Source organism: Psychrobacter urativorans (genome assembly GCF_001298525.1).
Lineage (GTDB): Bacteria > Pseudomonadota > Gammaproteobacteria > Pseudomonadales > Moraxellaceae > Psychrobacter > Psychrobacter urativorans_A.
Genome location: NZ_CP012678.1, coordinates 1777974 through 1799121, shown reverse-complemented (window position 1 = coordinate 1799121; position 21148 = coordinate 1777974). Strand labels below are relative to the sequence as shown.

The following is a 21148-nucleotide window of genomic DNA, read 5'->3' as shown; positions in this document are numbered from 1 at the left end:
GTACCATTGGCGTGTCTGATATGAAAGCTCTGTGTATTATCGGCTTTATTCTTATAAGCTTTATGCTTACAAGTTTTATAACTACAGACCTTTCCAGTCATTCAGCATAATCCCAACGCCGATTGCAGTATTTTTTTGATTGTAATCAATAATAGACTCGCCATAACCGCGGAACAGTTGCAGATAGCCATGGACATTGTTAGTCAGCGGATAAACGTAATCCAACTGTACCGCGCCTTTTTCAGTTTTATGGTTATAGCGTAGGGTGCCACTGAGGCTTTGCTTATTTGGTAAATCATATAAGAAAGTGACATCGCCGTGACCCATGAAGTCTTCGATATCTGGGTTATCATCACTATCGTCATTTTCGGTACTGATACGCGACCATATTCTTGGCACTATCGCAAATTTACCCCATTCAGCACCGCCCATCACATAGGCACGATTCCATGAGCGCGATAACGGGTCAGACTGACCATTTGAATGATGCGATGCCCCTACGCCGAGCATCCGTAAACGCCCACCAAAGGGCAGATTAGCCTTCACAGGCTGGGTTATAAAAACCTCCGGCTCATAGTCAGTCGCACGGAATGGACGTGAATTCTTCTGATTATAAACCTGCCAATGCGACAGTTGGCTATAGCCAAACCACATATCAGCGCTAGTCCCAAATAAGTCTTCAGCCACTTTAGTTTTAATAGATACTTGTAGTTTTAGCTCAGTATTACGCATCTCATCAGAGGTAAAATTGACTTCTTCTTGACTGGGGGTACTTGGATTACGATTAGGGTTGGTACTATAAAATAAAGGTAATACATACATAGGACGATGCGGACGCGCTGACCATGTGCCTCGTTCACTATTCTTATCCAAGTCATAAGCTAAGCTTAACGGGGTGTATTTTTCGATATCATTTTGGGTCACGCCTACGTCTTCTAAAATTTGCGCGTCAGTTTTTACTTTACCGTTATCCAAGTATTCTGGCGATATCGGCTGACTACTGACTACGACCGTATCCGCCTCTACAACCGTATTTCCATTAATAGGTGTTACGTTTTCAGCCAAGATAACTTGCGGATTGCCTGAAATCGTACTTTGCAATGTTTTGACGAGATCTAGAGGCTGTTTCGCCGTAGTATAACTTGGCGTTTTACCTTGCTCTGCAACCTTATCAAAACATGCTAGTCGTGCTGCATCGCTCTGAACTTGCGTACATTCAAAAAACAGATTCGTCTGCATCGCGATAAATTCTTCGCTGACTGATACGCCATTATCAACGGGAGCAGTGAGATATTTTAAGCGTTTATGAACGGTTTGCGTTGAGGTAATGCTGGTATTCGGTGTGGTTGCAGTCACTACGGGCAGCTCGGTTATAGAAGACTGGCTATTCGCCGCTTGCGCCGACACCGCAAGGCAGCTCATCATCAAACCAACGGTCACGCTCAGATAAGTCTGGGCACCCTGCTTGGGAGATTGAGGCGTTGAGAAAGTATGAACAAACATAAATGTCCTTTATCTTACTAGTATTGCAACCAGCAGAGTCTCTGAAGTGACTGATATAATCATTAGCGTCACCACTTCGTCACCATTACAGGTAAGCAGTCAACTGGGCGCTAATATAGAAATAAGAGGAATATAGGTATTAAAAGCAGCAATGCTGGGTTGGCATCACTGCTTTTAGAATGTTACTTTATTGTAATGAAAATACGCGCATGTTACTAGGATTGATTGATTATTTACTCATGACGCATGAGACATCTTTTTAATACGATCATGCCGCGTTATTCATAACGGACGCCACCACTCTCAATCCAACCGCCTTGATGTCGCGCTGCAGGATCATGATGCGTCCAGTGTACCAAGCCACCTTTCTCATTATAAACGTACTCGCCATAAAAGCTCAGTGGCGTACCTTTTGCGACATCAGCCACGCGCGGTGCTAAGTCAATATTGTGCACCAATAATAACGTTTGCTTAGGATTGACGTCAGCAAGCTCAATCAGTATTTTTTGATGACGGCTGCCTTCATTATCATCAGGCAAGGCTTTGATAATTATGCCGCAGCCCTTAACTTGACGCTTTGATTGTTTGGCGGTAAAAGCTTGCATTACGGTGTCATTTTGACAAATATTGATAGTGCTTTCTTTGAACACACCATTACTATCATTACGTTGAACCGTCGCTGACGATAACGAATCGCTTGGTTGGCAACCGCTCAGCATTATTGTGGCAGTAAGCAAGCTTACTGCTACATACCGAGTCTGATTGATAAGCCTATTTAAGGTGACAATATTTTTCATAGAAGTAGCATCATTTTTTAAAGACAGTAGAACATGCATTTGATAAAAAAACGAGCCAGCAACTGTTTTATAGTCGTGCTGGCTCGTTGATGATGTTTAAGATTAAGAGGTTGTGATTTTGCGTTATTGATTCAACGCTGTCAATGTTTGCTCGAACTCCGCGCGACCCGTCTCGCCCACTTGTTTCTTAACCAATTCACCATCTTGATAATATAGCAGCGTTGGTGGACCAAATAATTGATAACGCGCTAAGATGGCTTTTGAATCTGCGGTGGTATCCGTAATATCGAGTCTCACCAATTGCCAATCTTGCATCTGTGCAGGGCGATTGGTAAATAAATTTTTATCCATAATACGACATTCAATACACCAATCTGCGGTCAAATCGACCAAGACTTTCGGATTTGCCGCAGTGATAGCATCAAGTTCTGCGAGCGTGGTGATTTTGGTATCTGACACATTATTAACACCGCTATTACCGCTAGCTTGTCCGTCGGCTGCTTGTAGCATCATCGGAGCCGCACTCAATGACTCTAGCGGATGCAAGCTATCATTATTACCCAATGCAGCACCAATAATCAGACATGCTGCCCAAATGCCCGCCACCAAACCAAGTGCTTGGGATAACATTCGACCTTTACCCAACCAGCTCCATGCCCATGTGGCGACGACCATAAACCATAGCGCCCACACTAACAACATGACTGGTGATACGAACACGCGCTCAATGAGTAATAACGCCACTGCAAATAGCAATAACGCAAAGCCTTGCTTAACCCAATTCATCCACTCGCCCGCTTTTGGCATGATACTGCCTTGAGTTGCCCCAATTAAAATAAGCGGTGCGGATAAACCAAAGCCCAACATAAATAATGCCGCAAATCCTAGCAGCGGATTGCCTATCGTTGAAACAGCAAGTAATGCGCCAAATAAAGGCGCAGATACACAAGGTGACACCACCAGCGCTGATAAAAATCCAGCCGCTAAACTACCGCCCGCGCTGCCTAACTTACTATCACCAGCTTGGCTTAAGCCTTGCATTTTACTAACAATAGCACGGGGTAAACGGATGCTAAATACTTCCAGCATATATAAGGCTAACAAGACAAAAACGATGGCAAAACCAATTAAAATAATGGGGTTTTGTAGCCAACCGATAATACCCAAGGATTCACCGAATACAGCAATCAACGCCCCTAATATACCGTAAGCAATAGAGACGCCTACCGCATAACTGGTGGTTAAAATAACGCCTTTTTTCACCGTTGGATTTTGCTGACGAGCGACAATATTAGCGACAATAGGCAACATCGGTAGCACACAAGGCGTAAATGCTAAGCCTAGACCTGCTAAGAATAATAAACCCAATGCCAACCAAGGATGCTTCGCTAAACCGAAAGGGTCACTGTCTTCTAAGTCATTGGCAGCAACAACGTCACTGCTATTAGCAGTATCAGCACCACTGATGGTGTTGCTGTCTGCTCCAGATATCGTATTGCTATCGGCACCAGAAATCGTATTAATAGCAGTGCTATCCTCTACCGAGGTATTCTCTATTAAATCACCATCAATACCCTCACCTTCTTGGGGCTGTTGCTCATTTAATACAGCAGCATTGCGCCCATTCTCAGTAGGCGTATCCGCACCCGTTATGGTGTTTACGACATTGTCAGCAGTATTGGTGCTTTTTTGCGCCAAGGTACTAGCTACTGGCACGACATCTGTATTTGCAGAATTACTGATATTGCTGTTACTGGTAGCAATCACAGATGTGGGCGCTAATTTTTGCGATGTTGCGGCTATAGTAACCGTGGTCTTAATCTTCTCTGGTGGATAACACAAACCTGCTTTGGCACAGCCTTGCCAACCAATAACTACTGCGCCCTTCTCGACACTTTTACCGCTAGTATTAGTCAAAGTGGTCGTCGCCACTACATTGGTTTGGTCAAATACTGGTACGCGCCCAAAGGTTGGATCATCAATCGAGACTGGCTTCTGACTAAAAGTAAAGGGCGTGGCGCTCACGCCAGCAGGAAGCTCTAACTTGATGCGATCTTTATAGACATAATGTTCAGGCGTGATATTAAAATTAATCAAGACACGCGTACCATTAGCGACCGCTTTTGTCGTACTGCTGACCTGAAAGGCTTTATCAACGGGTAAAAACTTCTGTTGTGCGCCGCTTTTATCACTGCTAAATAAATCACCCAAACCGGCTGCCTGAGTCGTCATTGTCGTGGCAGTCAGTCCAGTAACCAGCGAGGTACTGGCGACCGCAAGCGCAAAAATATAAGACTTCTTAGAAGTGGTTTTTGTATTTACCGATGATTTTTTTGTCGGCGTCTTTATAGACATGAAGGGCTACCTTTTATTACCAATATTTAAACAGACTTGCTCATACAACAGGCTCATCTAAGAGTGTCTTGATACTCGCTATTTACGTGCCGCAATATTAACGGTAGTTTTAATTTTTTCGGGTGGATAACACAGCCCCGCTTTGGCACAACCTTGCCAGCCAATAACAACAGCAGCATTTTTTATCGGCTTACCCGTCGTCGAGGTCAGCGTCGTGGTTGCCACCACATTTCTTTGGGTAAATACGGGCACTTTACCAAAAGTGGGATCATTAATGGAAACGGGCGACTGACTAAAGGTAAAGGGCGTGGCGCGGACACCTTTAGGAAAACTAAAGGTAATTCGGTCTTTATAGACGTAATGACCGGGAGTGATATCAAAATTAATCGAAAATTTTGTGCCTATAGACGTCGCTTGACTACTGCTAGTCACTTGAAAAGCTTCACCGACTGGCAAAAACTTCGACTTCGTGCTGCTTTGGGCATTACCAAATAAATCATTCAAACTGGCAGCTTGCGCGGTCATTGACGTTGTCAGCAATCCTGTAAATAAGGAGGCACTGGCTAAGGTAAGCGCAAAGACAACAGACTTTTTGAAAGGAGGTTTTATATTAGTGACTGATTGCGATGTTGGTATCTTAATTGACATGAGTAACTACCTTTGATTGCGGCTTTAATGATTAACGTTAATACTAAATGATACTTTTTATAGTCTTGGTAATAATTGCAAAACATGAATTGCAAAACATTATTTGGAGTGACGTTCATTCCATATCGTCATAAAAAATATCAACCAATAACACCTTATTGGTTGATATTTATTGACCCCGAGTGACGGCTCAGATACTAAGCATAAATCTCGTATTGTGTATTTAACGCATAGTTATTGAACGCACAGGTATTGAACGCATCGCCATCACACTATAGTTGAGCATAGATATTACGCTATAGCTGAGCATAAATATCAGCGTCTTGACCCTCGCCACCTTGCTGACCATCCGCCCCAAGCGAAAATAAATCATAAGGACGACCCTCGCTACCGGGAGCAACGTACTGCATCTCGTTTTCCCAACCATCCGTTGGATAACCACCTTTAATATAGCCACCCTCAGGATAATTCTTGGCATCCGCAGGCGGTGTGGTTAGCGCCTCTAACCCTTGGGCTGTTGTTGGATAACGCGAATTATCAATCTTATACATATCCAGCGCATTAGATACGGTTGCTAGCGCCGTTTCCGTAGTTTTCACGCGAGCTTTGTCACTTTGCCCCACCACTTTTGGCACGACTAACCCAGCAAGAATCGCCAAAATAACAATCACCACCATAATTTCAATAAGGGTAAAACCAGACTGATTGTGGCGACCGGCACTGGTGACTTTGGGCTGAGTATCGGAGACAGAATAATCTTTTAGCGTATATATTGGTGTTTGGGTGTTCATAGTCATAGCGTCGGTCATCACGGTTAGGTGTTAAAGCATTAACGTAAAGGTTAATGACTAAATGATAATCACTATAGACGATGGTTTTATATTTATCTACCTTTGCTCATATATTATTATGGGGGCAATAATGACAATGTTTACTCAATCTCATTTTCAGCAGCAGCATTACTTAAACACTATAAATTAAATACCATAAACTATGGCAATCACTATAGCTTAACTTTTAAATGACCAACAGCAAAAGGAGAAGTAGGCTAACAATCTACAACAGTAAGCAAAACTTAAGAAAGTTAAATTAATCTTAAGTTAAATTGATAGACTAAAAATGAAGAATATAGAGATGTAATAGGGAAGAGGTACGGAAAAGTTTTGCAGTAGTAAATAGTAAGTGGTTTAAGTGACAAGCTCAAACCGATTGAACCAAACAAGACAATAAAAAATAAAATAAAGCATTTGAATAAATAACTGAAACTAGCCCGCCAAATCATTCATATTCACAATCGGCAACATCACCGCCATCACAATAATCATTACCACCACACCCATCAATACCAACATTAACGGCTCAAGTAATGATAGCAAGGTGCTGATAAAATTGGTGGCTTCGGCTTCTTGCATGGCAGCCGCACGGCTCAGCATACTTTCAAGCTCACCAGAGTTCTCGCCACTTTTTATCATTTGTACCATCATCGGTGGAAAATAACGCGATTTATCGAGCTGGCTGGACAAACTTGCACCCTCAGTCACTCTATCCGCCGCCTGAATAATGGTTTTCTTAATGTGTAAATTAGTGGTGACCGCTGCACCAATGTGTAACGCCTCAATTAACGGTACGCCTGAGCGCACCAAGATGGCGAGAGTACTGGCAAAACGGGCGGCATTCAGTCCCTTCGAGAGACGCGCGAGTATCGGTAATCTGAGCACCAGACTATCAATGGCAAGCTTGCCCGCCTGCGTCTGCGCAAAGCGATAAGATAAAAACGCCGCGCCTGCCAATACCAATAGTATTAGCCACCACCACTGCGTAATGGCATTTGATAAGGCAAGCACCACTTGCGTAATCAGTGGCAGCGCCTGTTCCGATTGCTCAAACACTTTCACAATCTTGGGCACGACAAAGCTCATTAGCCCCATAATGACGGAAATTGCCATGACCATTAAGACGATAGGATAAACCATCGCCCCTTGAATTTTCTTTTGCAGCGCAAAGCGGTTTTCGGTGTAATCGGCAAGCTGATTAAGAATCAAATCTAAATGCCCTGACTTTTCACCAGCGGCAATAGTAGCAATATACAATGGTGGAAAACTGGTGGCTTGTTGTAAAGCACGCGCTAAACTTAAGCCCTCTAACACATGCGAGCGCACGGCAAGCATGAGCGATTTAATATGTGTTTTTGGGGATTGTTTGGCGACGGCAGCAAGGGTTTCTTCAAGGGGAATACCGGCTGCGAGTAGTACAGAAAGCTGACGGGTCAATAATGCCAACTCATAAGCAGAAGGTTTTTTATAACGGTTTTTATTGCGATTTTGGCTATTGTTAGCATTGACCGCGCCAACTTCCATCGGTGTCCAGCGTTTGTCACGCAGCTGCTGCCGCACTTGCCGCGCAGAGTCGCCCTCTAACAGTCCTTTTTGGACGACGCCCTGTTCATCAAGCGCTTTATAATGATAAGCAGGCATAGCGTTGCGCATCCTAGAGCAGACCAAATAGCAAATTATCGGTCGATGTTATAGAGATAAAATGACGGTATAAAATAATGATATGAAAAAAATTGGCACTATTAAAATATTGGCTAAAACAGCGTAAAACATCAGCTAAAACAGCGGTGTTGAGTCATGAGTATCAGGCATCATACCTTGTAACAACAAAATATCTAAATGCTGCTGCTGCAATTTTTTATCAAAGTCATTGACCTCGGTGATGAGCATTTTTTCAATACGCTTATCCGAAGCATAGACACTGAGGCGGGCACAAATAACCGCCAACTGATAAATACGTTTTTTACAATAACCGTCAAGCCCTTGTAACAAGCGCACCATATGCGGCGTCTCAAGGCTCGCGTAGTCATAGTCGGCAACGACATATTCACCAAGCGCGGTAACGCTATAGCTGATAGACAGATGCGCATAAAAATAACAGCTGAATAAATAGCCCATCACATGACCAATATAATAGCCGCGATCATAAGTGAAGCTACTGACCCCAAAATGCCCCAGAACATAGCTGTTAAGGCTGGCTTGGTCTGGTATAGGCTTGGAATGTTTGAGTTTGCCAACGGTGGGCAAGCATAATGGATTGTGACCATCTTGCACGCTGAGCTGCCAGCCGGCAGGTTGTTGTGCCGGCATGTGATGCATAATATCAGCGATAATGTCATCGACCACATGCAGCTGTTGCCATAAACGCTCTAGCGCTTCTGTATCAAGTAAGCCACGTTTATCCAACTGTTGCGCCAGTAAATACTGCTGATATTCTACGAACTGCGACTTGAGCGTTTGCACCAAATAAGTTGGGCGCGTCTGCGCAGACGCCATATATAACTGTCGGGTACGCTCATGCTGCATGCGATAGTTTGCCACGCGCTGCATTGCCACATTAGTATCGTCTGTATCCGTATTAACATGATGACTGGCAGGCAACGTAAATAACGCCAATAGCTCAGCCTTATCCAGCACTGGCAACTCGCTATCGGGCGTATTATCAGAATGCTGTGGTTGACTAGCTCGCTTGGATGCAAGACTGCCCTCATCTGTAGCAGATACAGACAAGCCTTGATTAGCACCTGAGTCGGCACTGGGCTTAATATGGGTCTTCACGGTCGGTTGGGTCATAACATACCATCACCAGTAGAAAATAAATGTCATCTTAGCGCGTATACTGGTGGGAAAATAGCGTGCTATCACCAACAATGATATGCAGACAACTTACGGCTCTATAGTACCTGAACCCACGAACGTTGTCAGCTTTGCTAATAGCAAAAGACAATTCATGCAAAGGGAAGTTACGCCATTACTTTTTTTCGATACTGCTGACGATAGACTTTTGGTGACACACCATAAACGCGTTTAAACGCTTGGCTAAACGTAGAGTCTGACGCATAACCCACCAGCTCACTGATACGGCTGATACTATTTTGTTGTAAGCGCAAATAACGCGCTGCCAAGCGCAGACGATAATCAATCAAATAAGTGAGTGGCGGCATACCCACACTGTCTTTAAAACGCTGCGCAAAACTAGAGCGCGACATACCAGCGACCTCAGCCAACTGATGAATCGTCCAGTTTTGGTCTGGTGCTTGGTGCATCGCAGCCAGCGCTTTTGCTAAATATGGATCTTTCATCGCCTGTAACCAGTTATCTGTCGCCTCTGGCAAGCGTTCAATATACGTACGTAAACACTCAATCATCATAATACTTGCCCAATGATTGATAACCGCCGTCTTACCAATACGCTCATATTCAGACTCTAATGCCAGCAGCTTAATAGCGACATCAATGACTTCAAAACGACTCTCTGGTAAATCATGTATCTCAGGTAAAATAGACGGTAGCACAGACAATAAGGGTCGAACCATTTCTTTATCATATTGACATTCAATCAATATGACACAAGAGTTTGACTCGCCAATCTCCTCACTATTCTCAATATCACTCAAAGTAATGGCATGTTCTTTACAATGAAGTAGCTTATCATCGAGCGCTTGAGCATTATCACCGTTATATTCCATGGCATAAGACACATGCTGATACGTATTAGGAATCATAATCATATCGCCAGCATGAGCTTGGCGCAAGCTCCCACCCACATCCATACAAAAGCTACCGGATATAACCAGATAAAATAAAATAGTATCTTTTCTTGTGATTGAATACGACCAATTACCCGAGCCTGTCAGACGATAATATTTTGTCTCGCTTAAGTGCACGTTCTCCAATAACATGCTCAACGCGTCCATAGACTCTATCCTTAAATATATGGCAATGAGCCAAACGTAGCAAAATAAACTACCTAATAGACATTACACAAGAAAAATCGCTTAACGTGGACTGCAAGTGAGAATATACATACGCTACACACAAATCTTGATCTAAAAAGTAGAACATACTTAAGTTATGATTGCTTGTAAGATATAAGCACTAACGATATATGAGTGAATTGGAGGCAAAATGACACCACACAGCGGCAAAGCCTGAGTCTAATCATTAGCCATAGTATAAAATGCAGACGCAAAAAATTGCCAAAATTGGCAAGAGTATTCTAATTAAAGAATTATTTAATTAATGTGAGGATGGTAAAGATAGATTATAAGAGGAAATACAGGATAAAATATGGGGCGACTGATGGGACTCGAACCCACGACAACCGAGATCACAACCCGGGGCTCTACCAACTGAGCTACAACCGCCATAACTATTGTCAATAATAGACAAAATTTGCAGGCTAAATGGTGCGCCTGGCAGGATTCGAACCTGCGGCCACCTCCTTAGAAGGGAGATGCTCTATCCAACTGAGCTACAGGCGCTCTTAGATGACTTTTATATATTTTAGTAGAATCATAGTTGCAGAAACTAAACCATTATACATAAAAAAAAGCCTGTAAGGCTCTTAAAATAGATGGTCGGAGTGATAGGATTCGAACCTACGACCCTCTGGTCCCAAACCAGATGCGCTACCAAACTGCGCCACACTCCGATACTTATCTATCATCTCGATAACTTCGCTGATTAAGTGGTTAACGGTGAAGCTGCTAACTCGTTAATGTTTGTTGCTATCGAGGTGCACATATTAAGGGGTAACGACGATTGTGTCAACACCTATTTTCAATTAATTTCATAAATTTGCACTTTTTTAGCGATTTATGCCCTTTTTTACGATTTTTTGCCATTTTTTATACTTATTTCATGATTAGATAGGGCAAATACTCACCGTTGGGGCTTATGTTGACGGTGATTGTATGAATGTGAGCAGCATGCAACTGTATTTTATGACGCTCATCGCAGGATTATTTTTATAAAAACCGTGATTACTCGATAGAAAGTAACTGATTTACCGTTCCTGTGAGCACATTAAAAGGCATGAGCCACAATCCAGCATGGCAATTTACCCTGTATTTCGCTTGCGTAAGTAACACAGGCTGTCTTTTATGGTCGGTTACGGGATAAATAAGCCAAACTTGTTCAGCGTGATACGCCTGCGCATAGCTGGTGAGCTGATAGGCGTCACTGGCGCTGATATCGCGCGTCTGCGCGAGATGCTTCCATTTAATATCGATAACATGACTGCACTGTAGTACGTGATTGTCATTTTTGCTATTACTATCATTGCTAGTGATGTGAGGAGAATGTTTTTTATTTAACAGGATATTTTTCTTATTCTCATCATATTTATTCACCATGTGATAAATCAAGACATCAGGCTGAATAGACAAACAGGTCTGCCCGCTGTCATCACGCAGCCAAACGTCACGCGGCTGGTACAAGGTCTGATAGAGCGGCTGAGCATGCTCGTCACGCTGATTAAATAAAATAGCAATCCTTTGACTAGCCCACTGCTCAAACGCTTGATTCATATTTATCAATAAGCATAGCCGTAGCTGAGGCGTACTCTGTGTAGGCTGCTTGTCATCGTGTAGGCTGCTACTGGCATTGATCGTCGCTTGTTGCCCTTGCAGCAACCAATAAGCCATCTCTAATAGTTGCTGTGCTTGTTGTAATTGCTGCTGCGTCAACGGCTGACTGCGCAGTTGATGTTTCGCGGATAAGTACAATGGCTGCAATTGCCGCCATTCATGAGGATTCAGCGCGGTTACGTGTTGCCATGCGATTACTGTTTTGGATAATAAGGGCTTGGGAAATAAATTTGCGTTGAATAGCGGTGTCAGCAATAGTAAGGCACTTTTAATCAGGCGATTGCTCAGCATATCTTGGCTCAGCATACTGACTTCACTGACGAATTTATGCGGCTGCGCGCCATTACGGCGCATTTGTTCTTTAATCAATAACTTGCCTTGTAACCGCGACTGATTATAAACCTGCGTTTGGTAGTGTTTGCTCGGTTGGTAAGCAGACAAGCGCTGCAAAAACTGGGTGGCTAACCACTGCGATAAGGGTGGCGTTTGATTCAGCAATGGCGTCAGATGCTGACTGAATTGTCCGAAATTCTTGTTATGTGGCATCTTGCTAGGCGAGTCGCTACCGCCACTGATTAAATCCGTCAGCATCCGTTGTACCCAGTGGCGGGTCAGCGATATATTGTCCTGTTGAGCGCTATGAGTATCCTGCATACTGGCAACGGTTTTGGGTAATATCTCAAGCATCATGCCACTAGGTAGCATAATAATCCCAATATAATGCCCCACTTTTAGCTGCCACTGTCCACGCTGTCGCTTAATCGTAAAGACGGTAAACTCCTGCGCGACTAACCAAGCAAAATCAGCAGCCTGTAAAAAGTCAGTGACCGTTAAACGCTGATGCTCAAATACGGTAATCACTGAGTTAGTCCTCATGATGCCTCTCATTGACACTCTTCATTGATGTTCTTTATTCATACAAGCGCTGGTATATGGCAGCTTGCGCAAATTCACCAGTCTTGGCAATTAAATCGGGATTGATAACATAGCCATTGTTACTCATTTCTTGACCTAAGAATATCTGTTGACTGGCAAACATTTGACTATAATTATCGGTACTTGCCTGCTCACTAAGATGGCGTGATGGATTAAGTGCCGCTTGAATATCTTGAATAAACTGCTCACTAAACGTCTGCTGCTCATCATGAAATAAATACTGCAAAATATGCACTTGCCCAGCAGCAGCTTGCGCTAACTGTGGGATAATTTGCTCAGTTAAAGCGATTTGCAATTGTTCTAAGGTCTGTACTGAGCATAAAAAAGCATGACCCAGTTGCGCCTCTTGTCCTAAGGTTTGGATAATACGATGATTTAAACCCGATAATAGTTTTGCTAAATCAATTTCGTTTGTTGACTGCTTATCGGTGCTGTTATTGGTCAATCTACTATCAGAATTTTTATTGTCCAAGATATTAATAATGGGCAATAATTCAGGTCGTGGTGGACAATCTATGAAGCGAAAACGACGACGCAATGCCATATCAAGGGGCGCTAAAGAATGGTCTTGCGTATTCATGGTGGCATAGATATCAACGTTCGCAGGGACGCTAAAGGCACGCCCAGAATAGGCTAACTGCACCTGCATTTCATTGGCAAGACCAGCGCGTTTATCTGACTCAATCAAACTTAGCAGCTCACCAAATACTCGTGAGACGTTGGCACGGTTAATCTCATCAATGAGCATCGCATAACGCTGCTCTGAGTCATTAGCGGCGCGTTGGCACAGTTGTAAAAATGCGCCGTCTTGAATGTCATAGCGAATTTGCGCTTGGGTATTTGCACCAATAACTGGACGAATGCCTTCAACAAATTCTTCATAACCATACGCTTGATGAAAGCTAACCATGCTAAAACGCTGCTTATTGACGGGTACACTATCACGCTGTGCCTGCCGAAACTCCGCCAATCGCTCAGACAATTCTGCTAATAAACTCATGCTCTCAGCCAATAAAAACCATGCTCCGCTCTCATCTTTATCAAAATAGGCTTGGCTAGCACGCTTTTTATAATCGACCGTTTGAGAATGCATTGGACTATGCATTTGTAGCACTGACCATGCGGTATTGCTTAAATTTTTATCACGCTCGTTATTCATGGCTTTCGCCACAAAAAACTCATGTGCTAAAATTTCAGGCACTTTTACTAAATCCTGTTGCTGCGTTTTTAACTCTAAAAAAATTAAACAGATAACCTCTCGCCAGCTCAATTCGTATAGCAGTTGCGCCAGTAGTTGCTTAGCATCAACAGCCGCTAAATGATCGGTATAGTACTGAGCAATTTGCAGCAATTGGTAGGTTTTTCCCGTGCCAGCGACACCGGTATAGATGATATTGACAGGCGTATTTGGCATAACTTAACTCAGTATTAAAAACACATGATAACCATTTGATGGTTTATTAAATGATAATTAAAGCCATAAAAGGGTAATAACAATAGGGTATAAAAACCCATTAATAAGCACTCGCCGCGCGATTCGTTACGTGACTACTACTTTATGAGCGCACAAGTCTATGCTAATAATAGTGGCACTAGAGCGGTTAATGCTAACATGACTAGACGCAGATAGCCGCCCATTAACGGTTTTTGCTTTCAAGTCGCTACTTCTAAAATTGTCACCATCGTCATTTTGAGGAATATCGTATGTCAGGATTATTAAAAAAAATACCCACTACATCCAATGCTACCTTACCAGCCAAAACTGCTGATACGCTCAACCCTCAAATGGACACTGCCAACATTAAAGTCAAGCCAGTGAAAAATCAATTTACCAAGTTATTATCCGTCACTAAATATTTACCAGCTGCGGTACGCTCAACTGTTTTATCCAAAGCGTTTGGTAAAGTGGTGCCGTATGTGGGCACGACGGGCATCTGTTACGAAACCGTTGAACCCAATAAAGTCGTGGTCAGCTTAAATAATAGCAAGGCGGTGCAAAATCATATTGGCTCTATTCATGCGGTTGCCGTGACTTTACTTGCCGAAACCGCCACTGGTTTTATATTGGGGTTAAATTTACCCTCCGATCGGATATTGCTGATTAAATCCTACTCCGTTAATTTTTATCGCCCGCTTACCAAAGGTCAAGTTGCCGCTATCGCCACCTTATCCGATGAGCAGCGCTTAGATATTTTAAATACGCCTAAAGGTGAAATGGTCATTCCTTGCGTGATTAATGACCGTGAATCAGACCGTGAGCGTGATCCCATCGTGGTTGAGATGACGTGGGCGTGGATACCCAAATCTGAGTTAGAAGCACGCCGACAAGGCAAAGAGGTCAACCAAGAACAAGCCCCTGAAAATAAAGATGAGAATGCTCAGACAGCATGAATTGAACGCACATCAATAATAAAACACTCGAATAATAAGGAAATTATAATGTCTACTCATACTAAAACGCTTACGAGCACTTTATCATCTGTGTTACTGGCGAGCGCGTGTGCACTAACTATGACCATGAGCGCCACAGCGGCTCCGGCAGCAGCACCTATCGCTGTGAGTAAAACCGCCCCAATTTTTTATGGTGATGGCGGCAAGTATCCTTTTTCTGATGCGGTACGCGTTGGCGATACTTTATATATGTCAGGGCAAATTGGCTTTAAAGATGGCAAATTAGTCAAGGGTGGTATCAAAACTGAAACCAAGCAAGCATTAGATAATATCCAAGCGGTGTTATTACAATATGGTTATAAAAAGTCCAACATCATCAAATGTAGCGCTATGCTCACCGATATGGATGACTTTTCTGACTTTAATAAAGTCTATCAAACCGAGCTGGCTAAGCCTTATCCGGTACGCTCAGCCTTTGGTGTGGCAGAGTTAGCAGCAGGCGCGAGCGTTGAGATTGAATGTATCGCAGCAAAATAAGACATTCCATTAAAATATCGAATCAATGTCTTGAATTAAACTATCAAAGCGTCCTCAAGTAGGGCGCTCTCTTTGGTGACGCGCAAGACTTCTTCTAACGTTGTGCGCCCTGCAATCACTTTACGCAAACCATCAGCGCGAATCGAAGGCGTTTGCTTACGCGCATAGGCTTCTAGCTCATATTCTGCGGTATTGCTATGAATCATGCGCCGCATATCATCATCAATGGGCACCACTTCATATATCGCGGTTCTCCCTTTAAATCCTGACTGATTGCATTTATCACAACCAACGGCTTTAGGAAGATTAACCGCAGTCTCAGCGTTAATACCAATTTCAGTAAATAATTTAGCCTGCTCTGTATCCGCAAGTTGCCATGTCAGACAATGCGTACATAGCGTGCGCACGAGGCGTTGTGCCACCACGCCAATCAATGATGACGATAATAAAAAAGGCTCAATACCCATATCTTGCAAGCGCGTAACCGCTCCAATCGCGGTATTAGTGTGCAAAGTTGATAATACCAAATGTCCAGTGAGTGACGCTTGCACCGCAATCTCAGCCGTTTCAATATCGCGAATTTCCCCAACCATCACCACATCAGGATCTTGCCGTAACATCGCACGCAGACTTTTAGCGAAAGTCATATCGACTTTATTATTCACTTGCGTTTGCCCAATGCCATCCAGCTGAAACTCAATCGGATCTTCAGCGGTTAAAATATTGCGCGTTTGGTCGTTTAAGTCTGTTAATGCGGCATAAAGGGTGGTAGTTTTGCCAGAACCTGTCGGACCTGTGACCAAGATAATGCCGTGTGGTCGATGAATTAAGCGCTTCAGCTCATCATAGTCGTTATCAGCAAGCCCCAAATACGTCATATTAAGATGTCCGGCTTGCTTGTCGAGCAGACGCATTACTACCCTTTCACCAAAGCTTGACGGTAACGTCGATACACGCACGTCGACTTCACGCCCTGCCAACCGTAAGCTAATGCGCCCATCTTGCGGCACACGTTTTTCAGCAATATCGAGCTTTGCCATGACTTTAATACGTGATACTAATAATGGGGCTAATTGACGTTTCGGGGTAATAATTTCTTTTAGCTCACCATCAACACGAAAGCGCACCACTAACCTTTTCTCAAAGGTTTCAATATGAATATCAGAGGCATTTAGGCGAATGGCTTCGGATAATAGCGCGTTAATCAGGCGAATGATGGGCGCATCATCTTGCTGATCCATCAAATCTTCGGTCTCAGGAACGCTATCTGCTAAGCTATCAAGGTCAGGGTGATCTTCAAGACCTGCTGCGATATGCTGTGACTCACCCGTATTGCCCGCATACGCCGCGTTCATACGTTTTTCAAAATCGTCGGCGCTGACCCTTTCATATACTGGCACACTGCGTACACCTTGCTGCTGCAAAAACCGCGCTGCCTCATTAATCGCCGATAATGGCGTGGCTTTAGTCAGTAGCACTGTCGGTGGCAGCTCAGGATCCATCGCTAGAATAATCAACAGCTGATGGCGTTTGGCAAAACTGTACGGCAGTTGCATCATAATAAAGATACCCTAAAAGATAAATAGTGCAGGTTAAAAGGTCAAATTTCTTATTAAATAAACCTATAAGAAACCATTGACGCTTAGCCAATGAAACTGAATAATGAGTGCAGGTAAGCGCGCATGAGTTTGTTATACTAACATTTTGTTATGCATTTTGTGCTGTCTGATAAGCAAGGCTATCGCGCCATTTTATGATTTGAAAATTGTGCCTTATTAATGCTTAGCTATTAATTAGTTATAGCTTAATTATTGATTAATTATGGCTTATCAGCGCCCATTTTTACTGTGTTTTTTATTTTTCTGACTCTTTCTATCTTTTATACACCGCCCGTTATTAGGATTCCTGATATGTCACAAGTTTTGACGCCAACCCTAAGCCTTACTAATCATCAATCGCCTCTCGTCAATGATACTTTCACTGTTGGTAGTCGCACGTTTTCCTCGCGTTTGTTAGTCGGTACGGGGAAATATAAAGATATGAACGAAACCGGAGCCGCCATTGCCGCCTCTGGGGCAGAAATTGTCACCGTGGCTATTCGTCGCACCAATATCGGTCAAAATTGTGACGAGCCCAATTTGCTTGATGTCATTTCACCTGATAAATACACCATTTTGCCTAATACTGCCGGTTGCTTTGATGCTGATAGCGCCATTCGCACCTGTAAACTTGCTCGCGAGCTGTTAGGCGGGCATAATCTAGTGAAGCTTGAAGTGTTGGGTGATGAAAAAAGCCTATATCCGAATGTTATGGAAACGCTAAAAGCAGCAAAAGTATTGATTGATGATGGTTTTGAAGTGATGGTTTATACGTCGGACGACCCTATCGTCGCGCAAGAGTTAGAAAGTATGGGCTGCGTAGCGATTATGCCATTAGGTAGCTTGATTGGGTCAGGTTTGGGCTTGCTCAATCGCCATACGCTGAGCCTGATTATTGAAAATGCCAAAGTGCCGGTATTGGTCGATGCGGGTGTGGGTACGGCTTCTGATGCGGCAATTGCGATGGAGCTTGGCTGTGATGGTGTGCTGATGAACTCCGCGATTGCCAATGCGCAAAATCCAGTCATGATGGCACAGGCAATGAAACACGCGGTTTGGGCAGGACGCGAGGCATTTTTAGCCGGACGGATGCCGATGCGTAAAATGGCAACCGCCAGCTCACCGCAAACGGGTTACTTTTTCCAATAAATTTTTGTGATAACTTGATAGCTATAGAATAAAAAAATGGCTAAATACCATTTCATTTAACTGCTGTTCATCGCGCACAGCTCATTGATTTTAAAGATTGTTTCTAATCGTTTTTAAAGGACACGTTATGCGGTTGTTGACGGCAGTTGATCAGTTATTCTTACTTCTTGAGTCGCGTAAGCAGCCCATGCATGTCGGCGGGCTATTTTTATTTGAATTACCAGAAGATGCTCAAGGTGCGAATAGCGATTTTGTGTTTCAACTGGTTCAGCAAATGCAAACGTCTAAAGTACCGCCAAGTTTCCCCTTTAACCAAGTGCTTGAACATTTATTATTTTGGAAAAAAGACGAAGATTTTGTGGTCGAGCATCACTTTCGTCATGTGGCGCTACCTAAGCCCGCGCGCGTTCGTGAACTGCTCATGTATATCTCAAAGGAGCACAGCAGGCTGCTAGATCGTGAGATGCCGTTATGGGAATGTCACATTATCGAAGGTATTTGCCCAGAAAATGAACATAGCCGCGAACGCTTTGCGCTCTATTTTAAGATTCATCATTCGCTAGTTGATGGTATTGCTGCCATGCGTCTGATTCAAAAGTCGCTGTCGCAGTCTGCTACTGAACCGATGACCTTGCCCTTATGGTCACTCATGGCGCGCCATCGCAATCAAGTCGATGCGCTCATTCCTAAAGGACGCTCTGTTGGGCGTATTCTTAAAGAACAGCTTTCTACTATTAAACCCGTTTTTACTGAGCTGCTCGACAATATCAAGTATCGAGGCAATGAGGATTATGTGGGTTCTTTTGATGCGCCAATGAGCGTTCTGAATCAGCGTATTTCGGCATCACGGCGAATAGCGGCACAATCTTATGATATGCAACGCTTTCGCAAGGTTGCAGACGCGCTGAGCGTCAATATGAATGACGTGCTGCTTGCGGTATGTTCTGGTGCTATTCGGCATTATCTACAATCAATCAATGCGTTACCCAGTAAGCCGCTGATTGCCTTTGTACCCATGTCACTGCGTAACGATGATACGGCATCGGGCAATCAAATCTCATTTTTATTGGCTAATTTAGGCACCCATTTAGACGATCCAGTACGCAGGATACATCTGATTCATTGCAGTATGAACTGTGGCAAACGCCGCTTTAGACGTATGAATCAGGCACAAGTGATCAACTATAGTGCCATCGCTTATGCATGGGAAGGGCTGAATGTATTAACCGGCTTATTTCCAAAAAAACAAGCCTTTAACCTCATTATCTCTAATGTACCCGGTGTCCAAAAACCCTTGTACTGGAATGGTGCGCCTCTAAAAGCCTTGTATCCCGCCTCAATAATAGTAGATGGGCAAGCGATGAATATTACCTATACGACTTATTTAGATAAAGTTGAATTTTGTATTACCGCTTGTAGCAAGCTATTGCCTCATGTGCAAGATATACTGGCATTAGTTGATGAAGAGTTGAGCGTACTAGAAGCTATTAGTGAAGAAAAATATTTAGGCTTGCGTGAATAATGTTTGTTATGTGATAAGTCATATAATCAGTAATAAAAGTCGTAATGAATAAATATAGTGATAAAAACTCAATAAAAAAGCTGACTTCAATTATGAAATCAGCTTTTTTATTGTATAGCTTTTTAATAAAATTAAATTATTAGCCACAGCAACGTTGCAAATTTAATGCTTTTTCAAGCTCAGTGCTTAAAGCGCATCGCCCCATGCTGGAACAACCACTTGCATCAAAGGTTTTAGCAGTTTTACGTTACAAGCAAAGATAGAACCTGATTCCATAGAATTATGCGCGCCGGTATGGTCAACGACCACGCCGCGTGCTTCGGTGACAATAAGCTCGCCTGCTGCAATATCCCAAGGCTTGATTGACATCTCAAAATAGCCATCAAAACGACCAGCAGCCACATAACATAAATCAAGGGCAGCTGAGCCTAAACGACGAATTTGACCGCCCGCTTCAGTGATTTTTTGTAAGCTTTCATAGTGCTCTTTAGCGTAAGAGATGATTTCACCATTGCGTTTACGCTCAAGCGGATGTCCAGTGGTAAATAAGCCACCATCGATCGTTTTACGCTCACTGACATTGATACGGCGTTGGTTTAAACGCGCGCCTTTACCACGGCTAGCAGAGAACATCTCATCGCGGACAGGGTCATAGATAACGCCATGTTGAGTCACGCCTTTATGCTGTACCGCGATAGATACACAAAACTGCGGTACGCCGTGCACGAAGTTTTTAGTGCCATCTAATGGGTCAATAATCCAGCACCAGTCAGCATCTTCGCCGCGACCTTCCTGCATACCAAACTCTTCACCCAAATACGAGTGCGTTGGGTAGCTGGCTTTTAGCGTCTCAATCGTCAGTTCTTCACTAAAACGATCAATACGAGTTACCAAACCATCTAGTCCTTTAGACTCGATATCCAGCTCAATTTTATGACGGTTTTGATGCGCGTACAAAATTTCTTTACCGACTTTCTCGGCAGCACGCGCTGCGATGACGACCATGGGTTCCATAAATAACCTATTTGCTTGATGAATGAATACGACTAACTGCGTAATGTAACTAAAAAATACTGCGTAACAAAGTAATGTGCTATGTGATATACGATAGCGCTATAAGATAATTCATATCTCATAATCAATAATCTTGAAATCCGCCGTCATGGCAATCCGGCACGCCATACCTAATGGTTGCTGTCTGCTACTGCCCAAGTTGTCAAATAATTTACACCTACGGCAAGTAGGTGGCACACGTGCGCTTTATTTTCGCCATGCTATTTTATCAATT

16 protein-coding genes and 3 tRNA genes are annotated in these 21148 nt (G+C 43.4%); 4 read left to right on the top strand and 15 right to left on the bottom strand.

The features are described 5' to 3' along the window. Positions 1-81: 81 nt before the first annotated feature. From AOC03_RS07780 to AOC03_RS07720, 13 genes are all read right to left on the bottom strand, one after another. The gene (locus AOC03_RS07780) at positions 82-1503 is read right to left on the bottom strand and encodes a phospholipase A (RefSeq protein WP_062534819.1); all 1422 of its coding nucleotides are present in this window, start codon (positions 1501-1503) and stop codon (positions 82-84) included. Between the two features lie 278 nt (positions 1504-1781). Next, positions 1782-2300, bottom strand: a complete 519-nt coding sequence (locus tag AOC03_RS07775; RefSeq protein WP_204247902.1) for a DUF3465 domain-containing protein — start codon at positions 2298-2300, stop codon at positions 1782-1784. Positions 2301-2423: 123 nt separating this feature from the next. Continuing rightward, positions 2424-4655 (bottom strand): protein-disulfide reductase DsbD domain-containing protein, encoded by a 2232-nt coding sequence (locus AOC03_RS07770; RefSeq protein WP_062534817.1) that lies wholly within the window; start codon positions 4653-4655, stop codon positions 2424-2426. A gap of 78 nt (positions 4656-4733) precedes the next feature. Next, positions 4734-5303, bottom strand: a complete 570-nt coding sequence (locus AOC03_RS07765) for a protein-disulfide reductase DsbD domain-containing protein (protein WP_062534815.1) — start codon at positions 5301-5303, stop codon at positions 4734-4736. A gap of 296 nt (positions 5304-5599) precedes the next feature. Continuing rightward, positions 5600-5980: a type II secretion system major pseudopilin GspG gene (gene gspG / locus AOC03_RS07760; RefSeq protein ID WP_062536602.1), complete on the bottom strand. Its 381-nt coding sequence runs from the start codon at positions 5978-5980 to the stop codon at positions 5600-5602. Between the two features lie 588 nt (positions 5981-6568). Then, entirely contained in the window at positions 6569-7777 is a 1209-nt protein-coding gene (gspF, locus tag AOC03_RS07755) for a type II secretion system inner membrane protein GspF (RefSeq protein WP_062534813.1), read from the bottom strand. Positions 7778-7912: 135 nt separating this feature from the next. Beyond that, positions 7913-8929 carry a hypothetical protein gene (locus AOC03_RS07750; protein WP_062534811.1) on the bottom strand — a complete coding sequence of 339 codons (1017 nt, stop codon included), beginning with the start codon at positions 8927-8929 and terminating at the stop codon, positions 7913-7915. Between the two features lie 170 nt (positions 8930-9099). Further along, the gene (locus tag AOC03_RS07745; protein ID WP_062534809.1) at positions 9100-10053 is read right to left on the bottom strand and encodes an AraC family transcriptional regulator; all 954 of its coding nucleotides are present in this window, start codon (positions 10051-10053) and stop codon (positions 9100-9102) included. A gap of 374 nt (positions 10054-10427) precedes the next feature. Continuing rightward, positions 10428-10503: transfer RNA gene (locus tag AOC03_RS07740), tRNA-His, on the bottom strand. A 40-nt stretch (positions 10504-10543) separates the two neighbouring features. Further along, positions 10544-10620 (bottom strand) — tRNA-Arg (locus AOC03_RS07735). 93 nt (positions 10621-10713) lie between these two features. After that, positions 10714-10790, bottom strand: a tRNA-Pro gene (locus AOC03_RS07730). 331 nt (positions 10791-11121) lie between these two features. Beyond that, positions 11122-12603: an McrC family protein gene (locus tag AOC03_RS07725; RefSeq protein ID WP_227514209.1), complete on the bottom strand. Its 1482-nt coding sequence runs from the start codon at positions 12601-12603 to the stop codon at positions 11122-11124. Positions 12604-12637: 34 nt separating this feature from the next. After that, entirely contained in the window at positions 12638-14077 is a 1440-nt protein-coding gene (locus tag AOC03_RS07720; RefSeq protein ID WP_062534804.1) for an McrB family protein, read from the bottom strand. A gap of 290 nt (positions 14078-14367) precedes the next feature. Here AOC03_RS07720 and AOC03_RS07715 point away from each other — a divergent pair, with 290 nt between their 5' ends. Both AOC03_RS07715 and AOC03_RS07710 read left to right on the top strand, forming a co-directional pair. Beyond that, complete coding sequence (locus tag AOC03_RS07715; protein ID WP_062534802.1) at positions 14368-15054, top strand: DUF4442 domain-containing protein; 687 nt, start codon at positions 14368-14370, stop codon at positions 15052-15054. Between the two features lie 48 nt (positions 15055-15102). Beyond that, positions 15103-15591, top strand: a complete 489-nt coding sequence (locus AOC03_RS07710) for a RidA family protein (RefSeq protein WP_062534800.1) — start codon at positions 15103-15105, stop codon at positions 15589-15591. A 35-nt stretch (positions 15592-15626) separates the two neighbouring features. Here the strand turns inward: AOC03_RS07710 and gspE are convergent, their stop codons facing one another. Next, a complete protein-coding gene (gene gspE / locus AOC03_RS07705) occupies positions 15627-17150 on the bottom strand; it encodes a type II secretion system ATPase GspE (protein WP_062534798.1) in 1524 nt (507 codons plus the stop codon). A 351-nt stretch (positions 17151-17501) separates the two neighbouring features. On the opposite strand from gspE, the gene AOC03_RS07700 reads away from it, so the two are divergent. Continuing rightward, entirely contained in the window at positions 17502-18338 is an 837-nt protein-coding gene (locus tag AOC03_RS07700) for a thiazole synthase (protein ID WP_062534796.1), read from the top strand. 127 nt (positions 18339-18465) lie between these two features. Further along, the gene (locus tag AOC03_RS07695) at positions 18466-19860 is read left to right on the top strand and encodes a WS/DGAT/MGAT family O-acyltransferase (protein WP_062534794.1); all 1395 of its coding nucleotides are present in this window, start codon (positions 18466-18468) and stop codon (positions 19858-19860) included. Between the two features lie 186 nt (positions 19861-20046). Here AOC03_RS07695 and AOC03_RS07690 read toward each other — a convergent pair whose 3' ends face one another. Next, a complete protein-coding gene (locus tag AOC03_RS07690) occupies positions 20047-20874 on the bottom strand; it encodes an inositol monophosphatase family protein (RefSeq protein WP_062534792.1) in 828 nt (275 codons plus the stop codon). Positions 20875-21148 lie beyond the last annotated feature (274 nt).